General features: G+C 72.4%; 14 protein-coding genes. 10 read left to right on the top strand and 4 right to left on the bottom strand.

All coding sequences use genetic code 11. The features are described 5' to 3' along the window. Positions 1–233: 233 nt before the first annotated feature. Complete coding sequence (locus ABZ948_RS14295) at positions 234–1661, top strand: RsmB/NOP family class I SAM-dependent RNA methyltransferase (protein ID WP_359759322.1); 1428 nt, start codon at positions 234–236, stop codon at positions 1659–1661. Here the strand turns inward: ABZ948_RS14295 and ABZ948_RS14290 are convergent. Next, entirely contained in the window at positions 1642–3783 is a 2142-nt protein-coding gene (locus ABZ948_RS14290) for an MMPL family transporter (protein ID WP_359759320.1), read from the bottom strand. The genes ABZ948_RS14295 and ABZ948_RS14290 overlap by 20 nt on opposite strands. A gap of 65 nt (positions 3784–3848) precedes the next feature. Between ABZ948_RS14290 and rpe the strand changes: the two genes are divergently transcribed. The 7 genes from rpe (at position 3849) to ABZ948_RS14255 (ending at position 11225) form a co-directional block, all read left to right on the top strand. After that, positions 3849–4535 (top strand): ribulose-phosphate 3-epimerase, encoded by a 687-nt coding sequence (gene rpe / locus ABZ948_RS14285; protein WP_037769158.1) that lies wholly within the window; start codon positions 3849–3851, stop codon positions 4533–4535. A 78-nt stretch (positions 4536–4613) separates the two neighbouring features. Beyond that, on the top strand, positions 4614–5657 hold the full coding sequence (locus ABZ948_RS14280) for a sugar-binding transcriptional regulator (RefSeq protein WP_359759318.1): 1044 nt from the start codon (positions 4614–4616) through the stop codon (positions 5655–5657). Between the two features lie 3 nt (positions 5658–5660). Beyond that, positions 5661–6032 (top strand): barstar family protein, encoded by a 372-nt coding sequence (locus ABZ948_RS14275; protein ID WP_359759316.1) that lies wholly within the window; start codon positions 5661–5663, stop codon positions 6030–6032. Between the two features lie 109 nt (positions 6033–6141). Further along, entirely contained in the window at positions 6142–7584 is a 1443-nt protein-coding gene (locus tag ABZ948_RS14270; RefSeq protein WP_359759314.1) for a GuaB1 family IMP dehydrogenase-related protein, read from the top strand. 309 nt (positions 7585–7893) lie between these two features. Continuing rightward, a complete protein-coding gene (locus ABZ948_RS14265) occupies positions 7894–9363 on the top strand; it encodes an amino acid permease (protein ID WP_359759312.1) in 1470 nt (489 codons plus the stop codon). A gap of 10 nt (positions 9364–9373) precedes the next feature. Beyond that, a complete protein-coding gene (locus ABZ948_RS14260; RefSeq protein WP_190051937.1) occupies positions 9374–9826 on the top strand; it encodes an Lrp/AsnC family transcriptional regulator in 453 nt (150 codons plus the stop codon). Positions 9827–10025: 199 nt separating this feature from the next. After that, entirely contained in the window at positions 10026–11225 is a 1200-nt protein-coding gene (locus tag ABZ948_RS14255) for an MFS transporter (protein WP_359759310.1), read from the top strand. On the opposite strand, the gene ABZ948_RS14250 is transcribed toward ABZ948_RS14255, so the two are convergent. Then, a complete protein-coding gene (locus tag ABZ948_RS14250; protein WP_359759308.1) occupies positions 11200–11778 on the bottom strand; it encodes a Repetin in 579 nt (192 codons plus the stop codon). The two genes, ABZ948_RS14255 and ABZ948_RS14250, sit on opposite strands and share 26 nt — an antisense overlap. Positions 11779–12075: 297 nt before the next feature. Between ABZ948_RS14250 and ABZ948_RS14245 the strand changes: the two genes are divergently transcribed. Further along, the gene (locus ABZ948_RS14245; protein WP_359759306.1) at positions 12076–12864 is read left to right on the top strand and encodes a carbon-nitrogen hydrolase family protein; all 789 of its coding nucleotides are present in this window, start codon (positions 12076–12078) and stop codon (positions 12862–12864) included. Positions 12865–12912: 48 nt separating this feature from the next. Further along, positions 12913–14610: a flavin monoamine oxidase family protein gene (locus tag ABZ948_RS14240; RefSeq protein WP_359759304.1), complete on the top strand. Its 1698-nt coding sequence runs from the start codon at positions 12913–12915 to the stop codon at positions 14608–14610. 68 nt (positions 14611–14678) lie between these two features. On the opposite strand, the gene ABZ948_RS14235 is transcribed toward ABZ948_RS14240, so the two are convergent. Together ABZ948_RS14235 and ABZ948_RS14230 are read right to left on the bottom strand one after the other, a co-directional pair. Next, complete coding sequence (locus tag ABZ948_RS14235; protein ID WP_359759303.1) at positions 14679–15599, bottom strand: hypothetical protein; 921 nt, start codon at positions 15597–15599, stop codon at positions 14679–14681. Between the two features lie 74 nt (positions 15600–15673). Next, positions 15674–16372 carry a DUF5995 family protein gene (locus ABZ948_RS14230; RefSeq protein WP_359759301.1) on the bottom strand — a complete coding sequence of 233 codons (699 nt, stop codon included), beginning with the start codon at positions 16370–16372 and terminating at the stop codon, positions 15674–15676. Positions 16373–16469 lie beyond the last annotated feature (97 nt).

Here is a 16469-nt window from a genome sequence, read left to right as displayed (position 1 = left end):
GGGTAGCTGGCCGATGCGACTCGTCCCGCCCCGGGGGTAGCTGGCCGATGCGACTCGTCCCAGCCCGTCCGGGGGCAGCGGCCGACGCGGCTCGCCGCACCCCGGGGCAGCCGGCCGACCCGGCCCGCCCCATCCCGCGTGTCCTGCCGTCCCGCCCACCTGGCCCCGGCTCGCACCGTGTCGCGGCGTAGGCTGGAGGGCGCACTTCATCTCACACCCGGAGCACCTTTTTCGTGAGCGACCAGCCCCGTCGGCCCCGCCCGTCCGGCAAGCCCTACCGTCGGCCCAAGAAGGACCCCGTCCGCATCCTCGCCTTCGAGGCGCTGAGGGCCGTGGACGAGCGGGACGCCTACGCCAACCTCGTGCTGCCGCCGCTGCTGCGCAAGGCGCGGGAGAAGGAGGGCCCCGAGGCGTTCGACGCCCGCGACGCGGCGCTCGCCACCGAGCTGGTGTACGGCACGCTGCGGCGGCAGGGCACCTACGACGCGGTCCTCGCGCGGTGTGTCGACCGGCCGCTCGGCGAGGTCGATCCGCCGGTGCTGGACGTGCTGAGCCTCGGCGCGCACCAACTGCTCGGGACGCGCATCCCCACCCACGCGGCCGTGTCCGCCACCGTCGAGCTCGCCCGGGTCGTACTGGGCGACGGGCGGGCCAAGTTCGTCAACGCCGTGCTGCGCAAGGTCGCCCAGGACGATCTGGACGGCTGGCTGGAGCGCGTCGCGCCGCCCTACGACGAGGACCCCGAGGACCATCTCGCCGTGGTCCACTCGCACCCGCGCTGGGTCGTGTCCGCGCTGTGGGACTCCCTCGGCGGCGGGCGCGCCGGCATCGAGGAGCTGCTGCGCGCCGACAACGAGCGGCCCGAGGTGACCCTGGTGGCCCGGCCCGGCAGGGCGAGCACCGAGGAACTGCTCGGGGAGGACGCCGCCGTGGCCGGGCACTGGTCGCCGTACGCCGTGCGGCTGGCCGAGGGCGGTGAGCCGGGCGCCATCGAGGCCGTGCGGGACGGGCGTGCGGGCGTGCAGGACGAGGGCAGCCAGCTCGTGGCGATCGCCCTCGCCAACGCGCCCCTGGACGGGCCCGACCGGCGGTGGCTGGACGGGTGCGCGGGCCCCGGAGGCAAGGCCGCGCTGCTCGGCGCGCTCGCGGCGCAGCGGGGCGCCGCCCTCGTCGCCTCGGAGAAGCAGACCCACCGTGCCGGGCTCGTGGCCCGCGCGCTGGAGGGCAACCCGGGGCCGTACCAGGTGATCGCCGCGGACGGGACCCGTCCGGCCTGGCGGCCGGGCAGCTTCGACCGGGTGCTGGTCGACGTGCCGTGCACCGGGCTCGGTGCCCTGCGGCGCCGTCCCGAGGCGCGCTGGCGACGCCGGCCGGAGGACCTGGAGGGCTTCGCGCCGCTCCAGCGCGGCCTGCTGCGGACCGCCCTGGAGTCGGTCCGGGTCGGCGGTGTCGTCGGCTACGCGACCTGCTCGCCGCACCTGGCCGAGACCCGGGCCGTCGTCGCCGACGTCCTCAAGCAGTACCCGGACAGCGACCTCCTCGACGCCCGGCCGCTGCTGCCCGGCGTACCGGACCTGGGTGACGGGCCCGACGTGCAGCTGTGGCCGCATCTGCACGGGACCGACGCGATGTACCTGGCGCTCATTCGCCGGACCGGCTGACCCCCGCCGCGACGCTCTCCCGGGGCGCCGCGCCCCCGTCCTCGCGCGCCAGCCGGTGCGGCCACCACACCTTCGGGCCCACGTCCAGGAACAGCGACGTCACCAGGACCGAGCGCACCACGAAGGTGTCCAGGAGCACGCCGAGGGCGACCGCGAAGCCGATCTCGGCGAAGGCGACCATCGGGAGGGTGCCGAGGGCGGCGAAGGTGCCGGCCAGGACCAGGCCCGCCGAGGTGATGACCGCGCCGGTGGCGGCCAGCCCGGTGACCACGCCCGGTCTGGTGCCCTGGCGGATCGCCTCCTCGCGGATACGTGTGGTGAGGAAGATGTTGTAGTCGATGCCCAGCGCCACCAGGAAGACGAACACGAACAGCGGGAAGTCCGTCGTCTCGCCCGCGTAGTCGAAGACGTACCGGAAGGCGAGCGCGCTGATGCCGAGCGCCGCCGCGAACGACAGGATCACCGTCCCGATCAGCAGCAGTGGGGCGATCAGGGCGCGCAGCAGCACGCACAGGATCAGCAGCACGACCACCAGCACCAGCGGGATGATCAGCACGTTGTCGTGCGTGGTCGCCTCGTCCATGTCCAGCAGGGCCGCCGTACCGCCGCCCACCCGGGCGTCGGCGTCCGGCACCGCGTGCACCGCGTCCCGGACCCGCTCCACCGTCTGCTTGGCGGCCTCGCTGTCCGCCGGGGCGGTCATGGTGGCCTCGAACAGCACCCTGCCCTCGAAGGCCGGTTTCGTGCCGGGCGGCAGCCCGAGGGACTGCGGGACCACGCCCGGCGTGGCGGCGACCGCGCGGCCCACCCGCTCGGCCTGCGCCTGGTTGCTGACGATGACCAGGGGATCGCCGCTGCCCGCCGGGAAGTAGCGTGCCGACACCTCCTGGCCGGTGATCGAGTCCGGTTTCCCGGTGAACGCGTCCGCGTTGCCGATGCCCTCCGCGCGCAGCTGGATCAGACCCAGTGAGCAGACCGCCAGGACCAGTGCCGTCACGGCCCAGGTCATCCGCGGCCGGTGGGCGATGCGGCGGCCCATGCGCGCCCACATGCCGCGCTCGGTCGGCTCGGGGGAGCCGAGGCGCGGGATCACCGGCCAGAAGATCCACCGGCCGAAGATCACCAGGAGGGCTGGGAACAGGGTCATCATCGCCAGCAGGGCGACGGCGACGCCGATCGCGGCGACCGGTCCCAGGCCGCTCGTCGAGTTCATCTCGGCGGTCAGCAGCACCAGCATGCTCAGCACGACCGTCGCGCCGGAGGCCAGCACCGCCGGGCCGGCGCGGTGCAGCGCCAGTGCCATCGCCTCGTGCCGGTCCTCGTGCCGGCGCAGCTCCTCCCGGTAGCGGGCGACCAGGAGCAGGGCGTAGTCCGTCCCCGCGCCGAACACGAGCACCGTGAGGATGCCGGCGCTCTGGCCGTTGACCGTCAGGCCCGCGTGCTCGGCAAGCAGGTAGATGAGCGCCTGGGAGGCGAACAGCGCGCAGACCACCGCGACCAGGGGCACCAGCAGCAGGGTCAGGCTGCGGTAGGTGATCAGCAGCATGACGATGACGACGGCCATCGCCGAGAACAGCAGGGTCGAGTCGATGCCCTCGAAGCCCTCCGCGAAGTCCGCGGACGTGCCGCCGGGGCCGGTGATGTGCACGGCCGGCCCGCCGTCGCCCTCCCCGACGTCGTCCCGGATGGAGTCGACGGCGGGCGAGATCCGCTCCCAGCCCTTCTCGTCCATCGTGATCGGCACGAACACCTGCGCCGCCCGCGGATCGGCCTGCCGGTCGAACACCGGGCCCCGGGTCTGCTCACCGATGATGCCGTGGTCACGCAGCTGCTTGAGCTGCGTGACGTCCTCGGCGATCTCCGCCCGGTCCCGCGCCGTCAGGCCGCTCTCCCGCGCGTAGATCACCACGGCGGGGATCTGCTCCGGCCGGAAGTCCTCCGACTCCTGCAGGACCTGCGTCGACTCGGCGGAACCCGGCAGCCAGGACGCCGCGTCGTTGTCCTGGGCGTCGGTCAGCTTCATGGCGACCGGCGCCGCGACGACCAGCACCACCACCCACAGCACCAGCACCAGCCACTTGGCCCGCCGCCCGCAGACGAGATGCGCGACGCCCTGTTTCATGGCAACCCCCTCAGCGACCCGGGACCGATGCCCACAACCCCCGGAGGGCATGGCAGGCTTAGTGCATGGCCGTGCAGATCAACCCCAGCATCCTCTCCGCCGACTTCGCCCGCCTCGCGGACGAGGCGAAGGCCGTGGAGGGAGCCGACTGGCTCCACGTCGACGTCATGGACAACCATTTCGTCCCGAACCTCACGCTCGGCGTGCCGGTCGTAGAGTCGCTCGCCCGTGCGACGGACACTCCGCTGGACTGCCATCTGATGATCGAGGCCCCCGATCGGTGGGCGCCCCAGTACGTGGAAGCGGGGGCCGGTTCCGTCACCTTCCACGTCGAGGCGGCCGCCGCCCCGGTCCGGCTCGCCCGGGAGATCCGCGCCAAGGGCGCCCGGGCCTCCATGGCCCTGAAGCCCGCGACCCCCATCGAGCCGTACGAGGACCTGCTCCCCGAGCTCGACATGCTGCTGATCATGACGGTCGAACCGGGCTTCGGGGGACAGGCCTTCCTCGACATCATGCTTCCGAAGATCCGCCGTACCCGCGAGTTGATCAGCAAGCACGGACTGGAGCTCTGGCTCCAGGTCGACGGCGGAGTTTCCGCTTCCACGATCGAGCGGTGCGCCGACGCCGGAGCCGACGTCTTCGTGGCCGGATCGGCGGTCTACGGGGCAAACGACCCGGCAGAGGCGGTACGTGCACTACGCACCCAGGCGGAGGCGACGACGGCGAAGGCCTCCTGGGCCTGCGACCACTGAGCCACAGCAAAGTGAACGGCTCTCATCAGGGCTGATCATCCGCGCCGGATCTGCAAGGATGAACGGCGAATCCAGAGTGTGAACAGCAGTGAGGAGATCGCCGTGTCGGGTATGTCGGCGGGCCGGTCAGCCATGCGGATGGGACCCGCTGAGCTGGTGCAGGCGGCGGCCATGGCCCGCCGCTTCTACCTCGAGGGCAAGTCCAAGATCCAGATCGCCGAGGAGTTCGGCGTCAGCCGCTTCAAGGTGGCCCGGGTCCTGGAGACCGCCCTCGAACGGGATCTCGTACGCATCGAGATCCGCGTGCCCGCCGAGCTGGACGCCGAGCGCTCGGACGCGCTCCGCGCCCGCTACGGCCTCAGGCACGCCGTCGTGGTCGAGTCCCCGGCCGAGGCCGAGGAGACGCCCGACCCCGAGAACCTGGGAGAGGTGGCCGCCGACCTGCTCGGCGAACTGGTCAACGAAGGTGATGTGCTGGGCCTGGCCTGGGGCCGCTCCACCATCCACATGGCGGCGGCGCTCGACCGGCTGCCGCCCTGCACGGTGGTGCAGCTGACGGGTGTCTACGACGCCGGGACCGCCGAGCGCGGCTCGGTCGAGGCCGTCCGCCGGGCCGCCCAGGTGTCCGGCGGGGACGCCCACCCCATCTACGCGCCGATGCTGCTGCCCGACGCGGCCACGGCCACGGCGCTGCGCAACCAGACGGGCATCGCCCGGGCCTTCGAGCACTTCGACAAGGTCACCGTCGCCTGCGTCTCCATCGGGTCCTGGGAGCCGGGCATCTCCACGGTGCACGACATGCTGACCGAGGAGGAGCGCGCCCACTACGCCTCCCTCGGTGTCGCCGCCGAGATGTCCGCGCACCTCTTCGACTCCGACGGCCGCCGGGTCGGCCGGGACCTGGGCGAGCGGTGCATCACCGTCAAGGCCGACCAGCTCCGCCGCATCCCCGAGGTCGTCGCGATCGCGGGCGGGCAGCGCAAGGGGCCCGCCATCGACGCGGTGCTGCGCTCCGGGCTCGTCACCAGCCTGGTGACGGACACGTCGGCCGCGGACTACCTCATGACGGCGGGCCCGGCCCCGAAGTCCGCGCTCAACCGCGCCGACCCGGACGGAGTCTGACGCGTGGTCGGTCAGACGCACGGGGTGCACGACCCGGCGGGCCGGATCGTGGTCGTCCTGGACCTCGAAGGGGTCACGGACAAGGCGGGCCTCATGGACCGCTGCGCCCGTGACCTGCCCCTGCCCGAGTGGTTCGGCCGCAACTGGGACGCTCTCGCCGACTGCCTGGCCGACCCCGCCCTCTGGCCCGAGGGCGCCGAGGACCGGGGGCTGCTGGTCGTCGTCCGGGGCTGGCGGGCGTACGCCGAGGCGCGGCCCGAGGAGTGGCAGGTCGCCGAGGAGATCTTCGCCGAGGCGACGGACCGGGGCCCCGGCCTCTTCGTCACCCTCGGCCTTGGAGAATCCTCCGAACGGCCCCCTGACCAGCCTGGATGATCTGCTGGGGGCTATCCGCGCACCCGGCATGGGAGAATGAAGTACGTGCTCTTTTCCCCCTGGCCGGCCGGTCGGGGGGTCACCTCTGATCGACTGGGATGTGCAGCACGTGCGTTTCCTCAATGACATCCAGCCCGGGTACGACCTGACGTACGACGACGTCTTCATGGTGCCGAGCCGCTCCGCGGTCGGCTCGCGGCAGGGCGTCGACCTCAGCGCCCCGGACGGCACGGGCACCACCATCCCGCTCGTCGTCGCCAACATGACCGCCATCGCCGGGCGCCGCATGGCCGAGACCGTGGCCCGCCGCGGCGGCCTGGTGGTGATACCGCAGGACATCCCGATCGACGTGGTCACCGACGTCGTCTCCTGGGTGAAGAGCCGCCATCTGGTGCTGGACACCCCGATCATCCTGTCCCCGCACCAGACGGTCGCGGACGCCCTGGCCCTGCTGCCCAAGCGGGCGCACAACGCCGGCGTCGTCGTCGACGAGGACCACAAGCCGGTCGGCGTGGTCACCGACTCCGACCTGTCCGGCGTCGACCGCTTCACGCAGCTCTCCGAGGTGATGTCCCGGGACCTGCTGCTCATCGACGCGGACATGGACCCGGGCGAGGCCTTCGACACGCTCGACCACGCCAACCGCCGCTACGCCCCCGCGGTCAACGGGGACGGCACGCTCGCCGGCATCCTCACCCGCAAGGGAGCCCTGCGCGCCACGCTGTACAAGCCGGCCACCGACGCGCGGGGACGGCTGCGGATCGCCGCCGCCGTCGGCATCAACGGCGACGTCGCGGGCAAGGCCCAGCAGCTGCTGGACGCGGGCGTCGACACGCTCGTCATCGACACCGCGCACGGCCACCAGGAGTCGATGATCAGCGCCCTGAAGCTGGTGCGCGACCTCGACCCGCAGGTGCCGATCGTCGCGGGCAACGTGGTCGCCGCGGCGGGCGTGCGCGACCTCATCGAGGCGGGCGCCGACATCGTCAAGGTCGGTGTCGGACCGGGCGCCATGTGCACCACGCGCATGATGACCGGCGTCGGCCGGCCGCAGTTCTCCGCCGTCCTGGAGTGCGCCGCCGAGGCGAGGAAGTACGGCAAGCACGTGTGGGCCGACGGCGGCGTCCGCCACCCCCGCGACGTGGCCATGGCCCTCGCGGCCGGCGCGTCCAACGTGATGATCGGCTCCTGGTTCGCGGGCACCTACGAGTCCCCGGGCGACCTCCAGCACGACGCGCAGGGCCGCGCATACAAGGAGTCGTTCGGCATGGCCTCCGCCCGTGCCGTGCGCAACCGCACCTCGGAGGAGTCGGCGTACGACCGGGCCCGCAAGGCCCTGTTCGAGGAGGGCATCTCCACCTCGCGCATGTTCCTCGACCCGGCCCGCCCCGGCGTGGAGGACCTGATCGACTCGATCATCGCGGGCGTCCGCTCCTCCTGCACCTACGCCGGCGCCGGCTCCCTGGAGGAGTTCGCCGAGAAGGCCATCGTCGGCATCCAGAGCGCCGCCGGCTACGCCGAGGGCAAGCCGCTGCACGCCAGCTGGAGCTGACCCGGCCCACGCCCGCCCAACGCCCTTTCGTACGGCCCCCGTTCGACCTGCCCCGCAGGGAGAAGCGGGGGCCGTACGCGTCTGCTCGCGCAACAGTCGAAAACGGCGGTGCAACGAACCTCCGGTCAGCCCGCATGCACGCAATGATCTTGCGTGTACACGCAAGGTTGCTGCATTTCGACAGCAACGCCGTTCCTCGTAGGCTGTCGCCTCGTACGTGGCGTGGCGGGGACTCCGCTCGGCGGGTCCCTGCTCAAGGGTGCCTGCGGTCCCTGCCGCCCTGACCGGCAGCGATGAAGGAGCCAGCGCGTGCTCGACCAAGGCGCACCCCCGCAGAACCCAGGCCAGACGGCCACCCCCTCGTCCCCGGGCTTCGGCGCGCGCCTCATGCGCCGCAAGCCCGTGGAACGCCTGGTCGCAGAGGGTGGCCAGGGCGAGGGAGGGTCGCTGCGGCGCACTCTCGGGCTGTGGCAGCTCACCATGATCAGCATCGGTGCCACCCTCGGCACCGGCATCTTCGTCGTCCTCGGCGAGGCCGTCCCGAAGGCGGGCCCGGCCGTCACGCTCTCCTTCGTCATCGCGGGCCTCACCGCCCTCTTCTCGGCCCTGTCCTACGCCGAGCTGGCCGGCACCATCCCCGTCTCCGGCTCCTCGTACTCGTATGCGTACGCAACGATGGGCGAGCTGATCGCCTGGGTCTGCGGCTGGTGCCTGGTCCTGGAGTACGGCGTGTCGGTCGCCGCCGTCGCGGTCGGCTGGGGCGAGTACCTCAACGAGCTGCTCGACGGGACCATAGGCGTCACCATCCCGGCCGCCCTGTCCGCGCCGCCCGGTGACGGCGGCGTCTTCAACCTGCCCGCGCTGATCGTCGTGCTCCTCGCGATGGCGTTCCTGCTGGGCGGTGCCCGCGAGTCCGCCCGCGCCAACACCGTGATGGTCATCGTGAAGATCGGCGCGCTGGTGCTGTTCTGCGCCATCGGCGTGCAGGGCTTCCGCTCCGGCAACTACGAGAACTTCATGCCGCTCGGCATGGCCGGGGTCAGCGCCGCCGGTGCCACGCTGTTCTTCTCCTACATCGGCTTCGACGCCGCCTCCACGGCCGGCGAGGAGGCGAAGAACGCGCAGCGCGACCTGCCGCGCGCGATCATGCTGTCGCTGGTCATCGTCACCGCGCTCTACGTCCTCGTGGCGGCCGTCGCCGTCGGCGCCAAGCCCTGGGAGAACTTCACCGACTCCGAGGCCGCCCTCGCCCAGATCATGCGCGAGGTCACCGGGCAGACGTTCTGGGGCACCCTGCTGGCGTTCTGCGCGGTCATCGCCATCGCGAGCGTCGTCCTGACCGTGCTCTACGGCCAGACCCGCGTCCTGTTCGCCATGTCCCGCGACGGGCTGGTGCCCAAGGTGTTCGCCAAGGTCCACCCGAAGACCGGCACGCCCCGCGCCAACACGCTGATCGTCTCCCTGTTCTGCGGTGTCCTGGCCGCCGCGATCCCGCTCGGGCAGCTCGCCGACGCCACCAGCATCGGCACCCTGTTCGCCTTCGCGCTGGTCAACGTGGCCGTCGTGGTGCTGCGCCGGATCCGGCCGGACATGCCCCGCACCTTCCGCGTGCCGCTCTCGCCGGTCCTGCCCGCGCTCGGCTTCGGCTTCTGCATCTGGATGATGGGCAGCCTGTCGACCGTGACCTGGGTGGTCTTCGGTGTCTGGATGGCCGCCGGGCTCGTGTTCTACTTCGTGTACGGCTACCGCCGTTCCCGACTCGCACCATCCGAGAAGTGAACTACCCACAGTGCTGAACGATCTCGACGAACGCATCGTGCACGCCCTCGCCGAGGACGCCCGTCGCTCCTACGCCGACATCGGCCACATCGTCGGCCTGTCCGCGCCCGCCGTGAAACGGCGCGTGGACCGGCTGCGGGCCACCGGAGCCATCACCGGCTTCACCGTACGCGTGGACCCGGGCGCCCTCGGCTGGGAGACCGAGGGGTTCGTCGAGATCTACTGCCGCGGCAACACCTCCCCGGAGACCATCCAGCGGGGCCTGGAGCGCTACCAGGAGGTCGTGGCCGCGTCCACCGTCACCGGGGACGCGGACGCGATCGCCCAGGTCTTCGCCTCCGACATGCGGCACTTCGAACGGGTCCTGGAGCGGATCGCCGGGGAGCCGTTCGTCGAGCGGACCAAATCCGTGCTGGTGCTCTCGCCGCTGCTGCGGCGCTTTTCGTCGGGGTCGCCGACGTGATGCGGGGACGGTAACGCCGGGATCGCCCGCGCAACGCCGGCACCGACCGCACAACCCGGCGGCGCGATCCGCCGCACCGGCCTACCATCGGTGCCATGACCTGGCGACATTGATCCACCCGCAGTGCCTCCCGAGGACCGCCTCGGCCGCCGTACGTCCCGCACGTCCGGTGTCCGAACCGCCCCCTCGGGAAGGCCTCATGACTCTCTCACCCGTGCCCGCGACCGGTGTCCGCCGGCTGACGAGCACGCTGTACGGCTACGCGTTCCTCGAAGACTTCGTCCTGCTCTACCCGGTGTACGCGCTGCTGTTCAGCGACACCGGCCTGTCGGTCTGGCAGATCTCCTCCCTGTTCGTCCTCTGGTCGGTCACCGGCGTGGCCCTGGAGGTCCCCTCCGGCGCCTGGGCCGACGCCTCCTCCCGCCGGCTGCTGCTCTGCCTGGGCCCGCTGCTCACCGCGGCCGGCTTCGCCCTGTGGACGCTCCTGCCGTCGTACGGCGCCTTCGCGTTCGGCTTCGTGCTGTGGGGCGCCGGCGGCGCCCTGGTCTCCGGCGCGCGTGAGGCACTGGTCTACGACGAACTGGAGCGGCTCGGCGCGGCCGGCCGCTACGCCCACGTCATGGGCCGGGCCCGCGCGGCCGGGCTGGTCGCCACCATGGCGGCGATGGCCCTGGCCGGACCGGTCATGGCCCGGGGCGGCCACACCGCCGTCGGTGCCGCGAGCGTGCTGGTGTGCCTGCTGGGCGCGGCGACGGCCACCCGCTTCCCTGAACACCGCACCCCGGCGGCCGGGCACGACGGCTGGACCGCGACCCTGAGGGCCGGGCTCGCCGTGGCCCGGGCCGACCGGTCCGTACGCGGCGCGCTGCTGCTCGTCCCGGCCGTCACCGCCGTCTGGGGCGCCCTGGACGAGTACACGCCGCTGCTGGTGCGCGACACCGGCGTGTCCGACGCGCTCGTGCCCTGCCTGCTCCTGCTGATCTGGGCGGGCGCCACCGCCGGTGGCCTGCTGGCCGGGGCGGGCGAACGCCTGGGCCCGCGGGGCCTCGCGGCGCTGCTCGCGGGCGCGGCCGTCGCCCTGGCCCTGGGCGCCGGCTCGGGCACCCCGGCCGGCATCGCCCTGGTGGCGATCGCCTTCGGCGGGTTCCAGGCGGCGACCGTACTGGCCGACGCACGGCTCCAGCGGCGCATCGACGACCCGGGCCGGGCCACCCTCACCTCGGTCGCCGGGCTGGGCACCGACCTGGCGACCATCGCCGTGTACGGCGGCTACGCGGTGCTCGGCACGGCGGCGGGGCACGGCACCGCCTTCGCGTGGTGCGCGGTGCCGTACCTGGTGACCGCCCTGCTGCTGGCGGCCGGGCCCGCACCCGCTAGAGCGGAGGCTGCCAAGGAGTGACCGCGAAGTCGCCGGTGCCCTTCTGGACCTTCTCGAAGGGCGCCGAGCTGACGCACTTGGGCAGGTCCTTCGTGGCGACCGGGGTGCCGGTCGTGGCCCAGCTGTAGCCGAGCCGGTCGTGCCGGCCGATGTCCTGCACGGTGATGCCGACGCGCTTGCCCTTCGCACCGGGCAGGTCGGAGGAGGTGATGACACCGGAGACGACGGCCACCTTTCCGCCGGTGACCAGACAGTCCACCTTCGCCTTCGCCCAGGCGCCCTTGCCGTTCAGGTAGTGGCTCCACTCGAAGGTGCCGGTGGCCTTCATCGGGTCGAGCCGGTGCTCGGGCGCCAGGTGCGCGTCGAAGGAGAAGGTGATGTCGTCCCCGGCCGACCGGTACAGCTTGGCCTTCCCGGTGAGGGCGGCGGCCTCGCGCTGCCCCCCGCCGGGAGCGGTGGCGCCGGCCTCGCGCTGCCCCTCCTCGGGGGCGGAGGCGGTGGCCGCGCCCGCCGCGGCGGTGGCACAGAGCAGTAACGCGGCACCGAGCACGGCGGTCTTCGTACGGCGGTTCATGGCGGTCCTTTCCGCAGGTGATCGCTGTGTTCCGAACGCTCACCACTCTCCCGGGACCGGCCCCCCGCCACATCGCACCGCAGACGGGACCCCGCCTCCGCCGCCCGGCGGGGAACCACCGCTCCACCTGCCCCCGGGGGAGGACCGGACCATACCCGCAACGAATCGCCGCCGACCCGCCGACGGACGCAATGATCCGCTCACGGACGCGCAACGGCTGCTCCTTGTCCGGCGGAAGCCGCCGACCGTACCGTCTATCAGGCCCCCGAAACCCCCGCGTACCGGTGAGGAACACGCATGCGCACCGCCCTGCTCCAGAGCTCCGGCCGACCCGGCTCGACCGTCGAGAACCTCAAGGTCCTCGACGAGGCCGCGGGCCGGGCCGCCGCCGCGGGCGCCGGGCTGCTGATCACGGCGGAGATGTTCCTGACCGGGTACGCGATCGGCGACGACATCGGCCGGCTCGCCGAGCCCGCCGACGGCGACTGCGCGGACGCGATCGCCGAGATCGCGACGCGCCACGGCCTGGCGATCGCCTACGGCTACCCCGAGCGGGCCGGCGAGACGGTGTTCAACTCCGCCCAGCTGATCTCCGCCGACGGCACCCGGCTCGCGAACTACCGCAAGACCCACCTCTTCGGCTGCTTCGAGCGCGACCACTTCACGCCCGGGGAGCGGCAGGTCGTCCAGGCGGAGATCGACGGACTGCGCGTCGGGATCCTCATCTGCTACGACGTGGAGTTCCCGGAGAACGTCCGCGCCCACGCCCTCGCCGGCACGGACCTGCTGGTCGTCCCGACCGCGCAGATGCACCCGTTCCAGTTCGTCGCCGAGTCGATGATCCCGGTGCGGGCCTTCGAGAGCCAGATGTACGTCGCGTACGTCAACCGGGCCGGCCGCGAGGGCGAGTTCGAGTTCGTGGGCCTGTCCACGCTCGCCGGGCCCGACGGCATCGCCCGGACCCGGGCCGGGCGGGGCGAGGACCTCGTCCTGGCCGACGTCGACCCGGCCTTCCTCGCCGCGTCGCGCGAGAACAACCCGTATCTGCGGGACCGGCGCCCCGGCCTGTACGGGTCGCTGGTCTGACAACCCCCTGAGCTTCCCCCGTCACTTCGTGCAAGGAGTCCGTACCCCATGACGTCCACCGTGCCCAACGCCGTCGAGCACGCAGACGCGCAGCAGCCGCCGATCACCATGTTCGGCCCGGACTTCCCGTACGCCTACGACGACTTCCTCGCCCACCCGGCGGGCCTCGGCCAGATACCCGCGACCGAGCACGGCACGGAGGTCGCGGTCATCGGCGGCGGCCTGTCCGGCATCGTCGCCGCGTACGAGCTCATGAAGATGGGCCTCAAGCCGGTCGTCTACGAGGCCGACCGGATCGGCGGGCGGCTGCGCACGGTCGGCTTCGACGGGTGCGACGACTCCCTCACCGCCGAGATGGGCGCCATGCGCTTCCCGCCGTCCTCCACGGCCCTGCAGCACTACATCGACCTGGTGGGCCTGGAGACCCGGCCGTTCCCCAACCCGCTGGCCGAGGCGACCCCGTCGACCGTCGTCGACCTCAAGGGCGAGTCGCACTACGCCGAGACCATCGACGACCTGCCCCAGGTCTACCGGGACGTCGCCGAGGCCTGGAATCGCTGCCTGGAGGAGGGCGCCGACTTCTCCGACATGAACCGCGCCCTGCGCGAGCGGGACGTCCCGCGCATCCGTGAGATCTGGTCCCGGCTCGTCGAGAAGCTCGACAACCAGACCTTCTACGGCTTCCTGTGCGACTCCGAGGCGTTCAAGTCGTTCCGGCACCGGGAGATCTTCGGCCAGGTCGGCTTCGGCACCGGCGGCTGGGACACCGACTTCCCGAACTCCATCCTGGAGATCCTGCGGGTCGTCTACACCGAGGCCGACGACCACCACCGCGGCATCGTCGGCGGCTCGCAGCAGCTGCCGCTGCGCCTGTGGGAGCGCGAGCCGCAGAAGATCGTCCACTGGGCGCAGGGGACCTCGCTGGCGAGCCTGCACGAGGGCCGCGAGCCCCGCCCGGCGGTGACCCGGCTGCACCGCACGGCCGGCAACCGCATCACGGTGACCGACGCCCGCGGCGACATCCGCACCTACCAGGCGGCGATCTTCACCGCCCAGTCCTGGATGCTGCTGTCGAAGATCGACTGCGACGACTCGCTCTTCCCGATCGACCACTGGACGGCCATCGAGCGCACCCACTACATGGAGAGTTCCAAGCTGTTCGTGCCGGTGGACCGGCCGTTCTGGCTGGACAAGGACGAGGAGACCGGCCGGGACGTCATGTCGATGACGCTCACCGACCGCATGACCCGCGGCACCTACCTCCTCGACGACGGCCCGGACAAGCCCGCCGTGATCTGCCTGTCGTACACCTGGTGCGACGACAGCCTGAAGTGGCTGCCGCTGTCCGCGAACGAGCGGATGGAGGTCATGCTGAAGTCGCTCGGCGAGATCTATCCCAAGGTCGACATCCGGGGGCACATCATCGGCAACCCGGTGACGGTCTCCTGGGAGAACGAGCCCTACTTCATGGGCGCGTTCAAGGCGAACCTGCCCGGCCACTACCGCTACCAGCGGCGCCTGTTCACGCACTTCATGCAGGACCGGCTGCCCGAGGACAAGCGCGGCATCTTCCTCGCCGGCGACGACATCTCCTGGACGGCCGGCTGGGCCGAGGGCGCGATCCAGACCGCCCTCAACGCGGTCTGGGGCGTCATGCACCACCTCGGCGGCACGACCGACCCGACCAACCCGGGCCCGGGCGACGTGTACGACGAGATCGCGCCGGTGGAGCTGCCGGAGGACTGATCCGGAGGACTGACCGGGCGCCCGGGCCGTATGGCCGGGTCCCACGGCCGGGCCGCACGGCCAGGCCGTCACGTCCGCGGCCCGGCCCGGGGCCTGATCCGCCTGGCGTACCGCAGGTTCCGCGCCGCGACGGCCCGCCCTGGACGCGACCGGACCCGCCGCACCGGTCGTGGCCGCGGGTCCGGGACGGCACCGCCTACGGACTCGACGGCATCCTCGTCCTCCGGGCCGAGGGCCGGAAGCCTGCGGCGGACGACCATCGCGGCCACCGCGGCGATGGCGCTCACGGACACGGCGAGTCCGCCCAGGCCGGTGATCGCGTCGGCCACCCGCCGCCACAGGTCCCTGGCCCAGGTGAGCCAGTCGTCGTCCTCGGGCGGCTCCACCGCCCGCACCGTCCAGGCCGGAGACAGCTTCTCCGCCAGCACCGAGTCGCTGTCGCGGAGGTAGGAGGTGATCGTGAGCGCGATGCCGAATGTCCCCGCACGCTCGGCCTGCACCTCCCACACCCAGACGGCGACGTCCTCGCGGGTCAGGACGTACTGTCGTTCCGACGACAGGGGCGTGCACCGCACACCGGCACCGGTGCAGTGCAGCTTCACGCCCATCTGCGTACCCGCTCTGACGACCGTGTGGGACTCGCCGGGAGCGGGCCGGGGCCGGGCGCCCCGGATCTCCACCCGGAACCGGCGCGGCGGAGCGTCCGCCACCAGCCTCAGGGCTCGCGGGTTCGTGTGCACGACCGTGGCGTCGAAGAGCCGGCGACGCGCCTGCTCGATCTCCTCGAAGGCGTCGTACGGGGGCGCCGGTGCCATCGCGTCACCACCGGGCCGGTCCTCGTTCCAGCCTCGCGTGGCGAACCCGACGAAACTCCCCCAGGCGACGGCGAGCAGGAGCCCGAGCGCCACCCAGGAAACGCCGCCCAGGGCGTCGAGGACCAGGAGTACCGAGCTGCGCCGGCGAGTCGCCCACGCGCGTAATCCGACCATGCGCGCACAGCGTAGTGAACGATCCTGTCACCAGGGCCGCGCCCCCAAGTCGACGTCTGCGGCGCCGAGTTGGATCACCCCCGCAACGGTGTGAGCAGCATGCGTCCCGCCAGGCCCACCGCCGTGTCCAGGTGTTCCGTGAACTCCCCGGCGATGTCGGGGAGTCCGCGCAGGGCCCACAGGGCGCGGGACGCCGTCCAGGCCGCGTCGCGGGCCCGCTCCAGGCTCCAGGAGCCGAGCAGGTGGGTCAGCGGGTCGGCGATCTGGAGGAGATCGGGGCCCGGCATCAGATCTTCGCGGATGCGCTCCTCCAGCGAGACGAGGAGATCTCCCACCGCGTCGAACTCGTCCTCCAGGTCGGTGGGAGCGCAGTCGAGCGTACGGCAGGTGTCCACGACGGCCAGCGCGAGATCGTGCCCGATGTGCGCGTTGATGCCCGCCAGCGCGAACTGCAACGGGCGTACCCCGGGATGGCGGCGGAGCTGGAACAGCGGCCGCCAGCAGGCCGGTGCGCGCCGGTCCCGCGCCGCCGCCTCGACGGCGTGCAGGTACCGCTCGGCGAACCGTACGTCCAGCGTGATCGCGGCCCGCGGGTCCGCGAACCGCCCGCTGTCGACGTGCCGGTCCACCGCCTGTGTCACCGCCAGGTAGACGCGGTTGAAGACCGCCACCCCGTCCCGGGGGTGCAGGGCCGCACCGAGGGCGCGCATACGGGAGATGACGGCGTCGACCGGTGTGTCCACGGCTGGGGGGACTTGTTCGCATCGCGGCATGCGGGCAGAGTCCCAGCTCTAGGCTGGCGGGAGTACCGGCGGGCCCGGTGCTTCCCCGGAACGGGGGAACGCCGCCCGCCGCAGGGGGAGGGGGAGC

The sequence above is a fragment of the Streptomyces olindensis genome (assembly GCF_040645895.1).
GTDB lineage: Bacteria > Actinomycetota > Actinomycetes > Streptomycetales > Streptomycetaceae > Streptomyces > Streptomyces olindensis.
Note: the sequence above shows the minus strand (reverse complement) of the source record. Positions and strands in the feature narration are given on the sequence as shown.

Excerpts from the sequence above, each read along its gene's own strand:
- ABZ948_RS14290 (WP_359759320.1), bottom strand. The coding sequence starts at position 3,783 with ATGAAACAGGGCGTCGCGCATCTCGTCTGCGGGCGGCGGGCCAAGTGG.
- rpe (WP_037769158.1), top strand. The coding sequence starts at position 3,849 with ATGGCCGTGCAGATCAACCCCAGCATCCTCTCCGCCGACTTCGCCCGC.
- ABZ948_RS14235 (WP_359759303.1), bottom strand. The coding sequence starts at position 15,599 with ATGGTCGGATTACGCGCGTGGGCGACTCGCCGGCGCAGCTCGGTACTC.
- ABZ948_RS14255 (WP_359759310.1), top strand. The coding sequence starts at position 10,026 with ATGACTCTCTCACCCGTGCCCGCGACCGGTGTCCGCCGGCTGACGAGC.
- ABZ948_RS14250 (WP_359759308.1), bottom strand. The coding sequence starts at position 11,778 with ATGAACCGCCGTACGAAGACCGCCGTGCTCGGTGCCGCGTTACTGCTC.
- ABZ948_RS14245 (WP_359759306.1), top strand. The coding sequence starts at position 12,076 with ATGCGCACCGCCCTGCTCCAGAGCTCCGGCCGACCCGGCTCGACCGTC.
- ABZ948_RS14240 (WP_359759304.1), top strand. The coding sequence starts at position 12,913 with ATGACGTCCACCGTGCCCAACGCCGTCGAGCACGCAGACGCGCAGCAG.
- ABZ948_RS14230 (WP_359759301.1), bottom strand. The coding sequence starts at position 16,372 with ATGCCGCGATGCGAACAAGTCCCCCCAGCCGTGGACACACCGGTCGAC.